Source organism: Pseudomonas sp. E45-MNA-CIBAN-0222 (assembly GCF_040310405.1).
Lineage (GTDB): Bacteria > Pseudomonadota > Gammaproteobacteria > Pseudomonadales > Pseudomonadaceae > Stutzerimonas > Stutzerimonas stutzeri_AC.
This window is the reverse complement of sequence record NZ_JBEOPU010000267.1, coordinates 1-230: the sequence shown is the minus strand read 5'-3', so window position 1 is coordinate 230 and position 230 is coordinate 1. Positions and strand designations below refer to the sequence as shown.

Sequence of the window (230 nt, the reverse complement as noted above, 5' to 3'; positions counted from 1 at the left end):
CTATAAGCGCGTTAACGGCGGGCTGCTCGTACAAGAGCAGGATCTGGGTTTGATTACTGCCAATGACCTAAAAATCGTCACGGATGTGCAACCAACGGAAGCGCAGATTGCTGATTTACTGTTCAGCTGGAACGTCGCAAAATACGTCAAATCTAACGCCATCGTTTATGCCAAAGGTCAGCGCACTATTGGTGTTGGCGCCGGTCAAATGAGCCGCGTCAACTCAGCAC

The 230-nt window shown here is 50.4% G+C and carries 1 pseudogene; it reads left to right on the top strand.

Annotated features, from left to right (window positions below):
• Nucleotides 1-230: pseudogene (gene purH / locus AAEZ08_RS23565) on the top strand (bifunctional phosphoribosylaminoimidazolecarboxamide formyltransferase/IMP cyclohydrolase); the annotation flags it as partial.